At 59.2% G+C, this 6,111-nt stretch carries 8 protein-coding genes and 2 pseudogenes; 7 read left to right on the forward strand and 3 right to left on the reverse strand.

Annotated elements, in window-relative coordinates; translation table 11 throughout:
- Nucleotides 1–361: 361 nt before the first annotated feature.
- The 3 genes from K289_RS0122140 (at nt 362) to K289_RS0122150 (ending at nt 2,182) form a co-directional block, all read left to right on the forward strand.
- Entirely contained in the window at nt 362–1,075 is a 714-nt protein-coding gene (locus tag K289_RS0122140) for a Crp/Fnr family transcriptional regulator (RefSeq protein WP_027553544.1), read from the forward strand.
- Nucleotides 1,076–1,125: 50 nt separating this feature from the next.
- Complete coding sequence (locus K289_RS50620; protein WP_156918111.1) at nt 1,126–1,311, forward strand: hypothetical protein; 186 nt, start codon at nt 1,126–1,128, stop codon at nt 1,309–1,311.
- Between the two features lie 349 nt (nt 1,312–1,660).
- Nucleotides 1,661–2,182, forward strand: a complete 522-nt coding sequence (locus tag K289_RS0122150; RefSeq protein ID WP_084788678.1) for a Cache 3/Cache 2 fusion domain-containing protein — start codon at nt 1,661–1,663, stop codon at nt 2,180–2,182.
- A gap of 144 nt (nt 2,183–2,326) precedes the next feature.
- Here K289_RS0122150 and K289_RS48820 read toward each other — a convergent pair whose 3' ends face one another.
- A complete protein-coding gene (locus tag K289_RS48820; RefSeq protein WP_084788680.1) occupies nt 2,327–2,491 on the reverse strand; it encodes a DUF2934 domain-containing protein in 165 nt (54 codons plus the stop codon).
- Nucleotides 2,492–2,958: 467 nt separating this feature from the next.
- Between K289_RS48820 and K289_RS51670 the strand changes: the two genes are divergently transcribed.
- Together K289_RS51670 and K289_RS48830 are read left to right on the forward strand one after the other, a co-directional pair.
- On the forward strand, nt 2,959–3,204 hold the full coding sequence (locus K289_RS51670; RefSeq protein ID WP_063614162.1) for a hypothetical protein: 246 nt from the start codon (nt 2,959–2,961) through the stop codon (nt 3,202–3,204).
- A 250-nt stretch (nt 3,205–3,454) separates the two neighbouring features.
- The gene (locus K289_RS48830) at nt 3,455–3,649 is read left to right on the forward strand and encodes a hypothetical protein (RefSeq protein WP_082907896.1); all 195 of its coding nucleotides are present in this window, start codon (nt 3,455–3,457) and stop codon (nt 3,647–3,649) included.
- A 227-nt stretch (nt 3,650–3,876) separates the two neighbouring features.
- Here the strand turns inward: K289_RS48830 and K289_RS44860 are convergent.
- Nucleotides 3,877–4,200 (reverse strand): annotated as a pseudogene (locus K289_RS44860) (septal ring lytic transglycosylase RlpA family protein); the annotation flags it as partial.
- A 62-nt stretch (nt 4,201–4,262) separates the two neighbouring features.
- Nucleotides 4,263–4,403, reverse strand: coding sequence for a hypothetical protein (locus tag K289_RS50625; RefSeq protein ID WP_156918112.1), 141 nt, complete (start codon nt 4,401–4,403; stop codon nt 4,263–4,265).
- A gap of 232 nt (nt 4,404–4,635) precedes the next feature.
- On the opposite strand from K289_RS50625, the gene K289_RS0122185 reads away from it, so the two are divergent.
- Nucleotides 4,636–5,442 carry a tetratricopeptide repeat protein gene (locus tag K289_RS0122185; protein WP_027553547.1) on the forward strand — a complete coding sequence of 269 codons (807 nt, stop codon included), beginning with the start codon at nt 4,636–4,638 and terminating at the stop codon, nt 5,440–5,442.
- Nucleotides 5,443–5,845: 403 nt separating this feature from the next.
- Nucleotides 5,846–6,111 (forward strand): annotated as a pseudogene (locus K289_RS0122195) (IS110 family transposase); the annotation flags it as partial.

Consider the following 6,111-nt stretch of genomic DNA (forward strand, 5'->3'; position numbering starts at 1 on the left):
AACATCTAGAATATGGCCAGCCTGAAGTTCCACCTTGACCTGGCTCAAATCTGCTAGGCCCCCAGCAGACTGCGAAATCGCCGCGGCGTTTGCCACGTCCCGGAAATTGGAACTCCCTATGGTGTTACCCATGCGCATTTTGCAATTGTGCCGCGGCGCGCCTGAATCTAAGTCCCCGATGATCCCCGAGACGAGAATTCGGATCGCGGATCGCGTTTGGAGATTTGTTTTTGAGATTGAGAGCTTCTGCGGCTGAATTGGATTTCGGAGCGCGTAGCGTCGGCGGATTTAAACAAAGTTTGAGGCTGCCGCCCTATGCCGCTCGAAATGCGATGCGTCGGATGGAGCGCGGCGGGCCACAGTGACGCTTCCCAGCGGAATTGGTAATCGACTTCTGGCAGCATTACCGGCGGCGGACTTCGATCTGCTGGCGCCAGAGCTGGAGACGGTCGCGCTCGAGCGGGATTCGGTCGTGTCGCAGGCGGGTGACCAGACCGAGCACCTCTTCTTCCCTCATAGTGGCGCCATCTCGGTGATGGTCGACATGGCGAACGGGCAGACGGTCGCCAGCGCCGCAATCGGGCGCGAGGGAGCGGTCGGCACTCTTTCCGTGCTGGGGCCGTCCCCTGTGGCCGTTACCGCCATCGTTCGTGCCGCGGGCACCGCCTCGCGGATCCCTGCATCGCGGTTCCACACCGCTTTCGGCCGGAGTCCCGCGATCCGCCACGCAGTCCAGATTCACTTCAAGGCGATGCTGATACAGTTTCAAATCGGCGGGGCCTGCAATGCGCTGCATCCGGTCCAAGCTCGCATGGCACGCTGGCTGCTCCAGCTTCGCGATCGCATCGACGATGACGTCCTCCCGCTCACCCAGGAGGCGCTGTCGCAAATACTGGGTGTGCGTCGACCGACGGTGACGCTCCTGATGCGCAATCTGCGCGCTTCCGGAGCGATCAGATCCGAACGGCGAGGCGAGATCGAGATCGACCAATTGCGGCTCGCAGAGGCGGCGTGCGAATGCCGCGATACCATGCGTCTCGAACTCGAAGATATCTTCTCGACGAACCTCGCCTGATCTCTTATCCGCCTCCAGGTGCGTTCCTGTCGATCAGACCAAAGACGATCATGACGAGGCTGATGGCGCCGACAGCTCCCGAGGCCTACCCGACGGTCCGCATCAGGGCGACAGGATTATTGGACCACGGCGTCATGTCCCACATGGACAGGAAGTACAAGACGGCGAGCACCAGCAGCACCGTGCCGAAGGCGATCAAACGCCAGTTTCGATTGAAGCTCGCGTCCTGCGACTGACGCCGGGTTGCGGGCTGTGAGATCGCTCGGCACGCCGTGAGCGTCATTCTAAAGGCAGAATTGCTGTCCCAATTTTTAATGGCGGTGTCGTCGCTCAGTGATATAGATTTTCGTGCTCGGTTGCTAAACCGCGCGGTGCATTCGTTGACGAAAATTTAGACGACATTCGGTTGCTCCGAGCCCCAGCCATTGGCATGCCGGACTTGGTCGAGACGCGCTCGGCACGCCTATCGGTGCGAGATCATCGCGTGACATTAAACCCAAATCGACAGCCTGATCCTTCGAGCCGTCACCGAAATGCGGTGAGGACCCTGGCGCACGGAGGCGTTTTTCAAGGGAAGGAAAGCTCATGAACATCAAGCGAACTGCTATCGGCTTCCTCACATTCGCGTGCCTCATCGGGGCCGCGATGCTTCTGCCAAACGTTGGCAAGGCTCAGGATGCAAAAGTAAAGACAGCAATGGAGCTGCTGGAGTCAAAGGCGAATAAGCTAGGTCCACCTAAGATCGATGGGACCGATGCTGTCGCCGGCAAGCAAGTCCCTGCAATCTATTTTGGCTCTACAAAGATGAACAACAATTACGATTTGGTCGATGAAGTGGTTAAGGAAGCTCAGGGAACGGCCACCATATTTGTGAAGAACGGCGAGGAATATGTTCGCGTCGCCACTAACGTCAAGAAGGACGACGGCTCGCGAGCAGTCGGAACCATTCTCGACCCCAAAGGCAAAGCGATCGAATCCATCAAGAAAGGTGAAGCGTTTTACGGAGAGGTGGACATTCTGGGTAAGCCCTACATCGCGGGCTACAAGCCGATCCAGGACGCATCGAAGAGTGTGATCGGTGTCTACTACGTGGGATACATGAAGTAGAAGCGCCGCTGCTTCTCGAAGCATCAGCCGCTGCGCGGATTTTGGAACTTGCTGGGATCGCAATTCGGTGCGCCGCTGAAGCCCGCTGTCAAGGGCAGATCTGACGTGTCTCGTGCTATCCGCGATCGCCTTTTAGCCGCAGCTCTACAGCGTGTCCGGCGTCTTGAGTTCGTGGCGAACCAGCTCTTCCTTCAGCTGTCGCTCTGCTTCCAAATAGAACTCTTGGTCTCGCCCCTCGGGCATTCCAGCTTGCTGCCAGAGCTGATATGCGCGTTGCTCAATGTCGTCTTGGGTCGGAAGATATACCATGTGCGTTACTCCCGATGAGACCAACGGCATGCTCTTGAGGGCCCGACCGCTCCGAGCGTGAAGTTTGCAGTCGCTGCCTTCAGCGATGATGCCCAGGTTCAATCAATCCCAACTGCGAGCCCGCTTGCGTCCTTGCGCTCCTTGCAGAGCAGATCGATACGCTGCGGTGCGCTGCAGCTATGACCCGAACACGGACAATGTGATCGACGTGCCGACCATGCAGCGCCAAACACCGGAACAGCAGCTTAGTTCAATTCGTTTGGCGTCTAACGCAAAGGAGAAAGATTATGCTTGCTAACAGGCTTATGATCTTAGGGTCGGTGCTAGCCTTCAGCGCCAGCTCCGTGTATGCGGCTCCCTGCAACATGGCGAGCCGCGATGCAGGATCGGGGAATGTCCCGGGCTATACCGGGCAAACCACTGGTTCCACAGCAGCTGATTCCGGACGGCATCCGCCGACATCTGCGATGAACAAAGCCAGCGAGAATATCGCAACATCGTCGCAGGACGCGCAGCGCCAGATGCAGAACGAGCCCACCGTGGCCGAGCAATCAAAGAGGATCGAGCCCGCACCCTCCTCGGAGTCACCGGATCGGACGGCAGGCACGGTCGAGCAGACCCGTCCCGCCCCCACTGAACAGTCAAAGAAAATGACGGCCGGTGAGGCCGAGCAAGCACCATCCCAGCAAAAGGTGGGGCAGGACTGCGACTAAGCGCGGGGACAATGATTTCGGTTTGCGGTTAGGGGGCCGAAAGGCCCCCTTTGAGAGTCCAATCGCGCTCCCCAAAGAGACCAAGAGGGAGGCCGCAAGCGGCCTGCCTGAGAGCCTTCACTTAAGCTTTGTTCCGGCGTCGTTCCGGGTGCATACTGGTTCCATCACCGTACACGGCACCGTTGCCTCGATCGGTGATGAGAACGCCGGTTGCGCTCCCGCCCAATTCACGTAGGGAAAGGAGAGTGCCATGGGACGACGCTCACACTCCCACACATTTGACGACAATCTGAATGCGGAGAGAGCTCGCATCATCGCGGAACTGGAAAACACACAGCCAGGACCGCAACGTGATCTTCTAGAAAGCAAACTGCGCCAGCTCGAAACCGCTTCTAATATAGACGAGTGGCTGACGTCGCCGGGCCTGCAACCTCCTGAAGAATAGGGCCGCCTCAGTTGGTGGCCTCTCGTTTGTGAAAGGGGGTCGGCAGATGCAAGAGTACCGCGCACATGTCATGGACCTCGACGGGCATATCGAGCTTATCATCCAACTGGTTTGCGAGGACGAAACCGCGGCCAAGAAGCGCGCCCGAGCCTTGGCTGACGGGTACGACGTAGAGCTATGGAGCCAAGATCGAAAGGTCGCGGAATTTAAGAGTGAGTAAGGTCGCCTCAGTTGGCAGCTTCTTCCTGCTCGACGACCTCTACGTCGACGTGCGCGATGCCAAGTCCGACCAGGCCAAGCTCGCGTGCCGGCGCCAGCGCCAGGTCGAGGACGCGCCCACGGACGAAAGGGCCGCGATCATTGACAGTGACCACGACCGACCGGCCGCCGCGCGACACCCGCAACTTGGTGCCGAACGGCAGGCAGCGATGCGCCGCTGTCGGCAGTCGATCGTCGAAGCGCCCGCCGGAGGACGTGCGACTGCCACTTTCGTTGGAATAGTAGGAAGCCAAACCGGAAAAGGAGCGCTCGCACAGGGCGCCAGGGCTGACAAACAGGCATAGCAGCGCCATCGCTGCCAACGGCGTTTTCATAAGACCTCTCGGGTTTGGAATTAGCAGCCGCCGTCTCTCGAGGCGCAGGTCGGGGCGCCCTCGAGCACGATACGGCCGATGGTCCAGACGTTCGGGCCAGCTATCACAGCCGCGGTGACAGCAACGCCCGCCGCGACCATGCAGCCAATGGTCTCAAACAAGTAATGTTCCTAGCAGCCCCAATGGGAATGGGTTGGAAGTTCGTGGCTGGCATCGAGTACCGAGGCATCCACCTCGCGCGTGCCCGCTTGGTGATCGAATAGAGCGTCCCCGCTGCGCTGCATGAGTCCGTTTGTGGCCCGGAGCGGACTTGATCAATATTGAAGTGAATTCTTAAACGCCCGCGAACAACGGGATGTTAAAGGCAGGGCATCTAGACAAGGGCATACTTAGATGACAGGTCGTGTGTTAGCGCTCGCCGTTGCGATATCAGCCGTCGTCTTCGGCTTTGCTGCCGCGACACTGGGATTTTCAGCCGCGACCAATGTCGAGCGCAGGGCCTGCGCGGACCGGAACGCAACCGCGCGCGACGAGGTTGCGGCCTGCACGATCGTGTTGAACGATTCCTCCGATCCGTCGCAGCACGCAAATGCATACCACTACCGCGGTATAGGCTACCTCCGACTTTGGAGTTTGGATCGCGCTATCGCCGACTTTGACGCGGCAATCCAGTTGGATCCGAAGTTCACTTACGCCTACGCAGCGCGCGCTTTGGCTTATTGCTCGAAGGGCGAGCACGGCCGCGGGATAGAGGATGTGGAGCAGGCGATCAGGCTGGAGCCGCAGTCCGCCGAGATGGTTGCGACCCGCGGCACTTGCAACGAGAGCAAGGGCGCGTGGGGAGAGGCCCTTGCGGATTTTACCGCGGCCATCAGGCTGAACCCGAGCAACTATCAGTACTACAATTCCAGGGCCGACATCTATCGGGATCACGACAATGAGCGTGCCGCCCTGGCGGATTACGCCACGGCTATTCGACTGAGCCCCGACAACGTTGCGTCTTACCGCAAACGCGGCAGTCTTTTCTTCGATAAGAACGAGTTCGACAGCGCGCTTGCAGATTACGATATGGTGATCAAGTTGGATCCAAAGGACAAGACCGCTTACGCGGCGCGAGCCTATCTTTACGAGCAGAAGGGGGACATCGCCCGCGCGGTGGCTGACCTCGAACAGGCCAAAAAGCTGGGCTGGAAAAACTAGACGCGGGAGGCATCGTCCACCCGGCGTTACAATAGAGCATGGAATCCCTGTCGGCGTGGATCGCGGCATATCTAATCGGCGAGTCCGATGATTGGATACCGCGAACACTATTGGGCTGGACCAGAGTCGGGCTGCTTGCCGGTCTCATCGGGCAGGTTATTTACCTGATCCACGCATGCATCGCGTTGTCGGTCCCGACGATCCTTTGGTTTGGCCTCCCAGCAAATGTATTGGCGCTGGTTGTCATCCGCCGCGCTCTGCGTTGGCGCTACCCCGTCTAGCAAAACTTGAGTGACGGACGGCTTATTGTCCGCTTGTGATGCTGTGGACGGCTCCTCCACCGGCACGAGAGTGCCAAGGAGTGGGCGCCGTTTGAGGCTCCCACGATTCGGAGGAGCAGCCTATGCAGTCAATTTCGACGATCGGTCTGGATATTGCGAAGTCGGTCTTCCAAGTACACGGCGTTGATGCAGCCTGCCAAGTGGTCGTACGCCGTCAGTTGAGGCGCCGGCACGTCTTGGCATTTTTCCAGAAGCTGCCGCCATGCCTGGTGGGGATCGAGGCGTGCGCCTCATCGCACCACTGGTCCCGCGAGCTGCAGGCGCTGGGGCATACGGTGCGGTTGATGCCGCCGGCCTATGTGAAGCCCTACGTCAAGCGGCAGAAGAA

The organism is Bradyrhizobium sp. Cp5.3, assembly GCF_000426265.1.
In the GTDB taxonomy this organism is placed as follows: Bacteria; Pseudomonadota; Alphaproteobacteria; order Rhizobiales; family Xanthobacteraceae; genus Bradyrhizobium; species Bradyrhizobium neotropicale.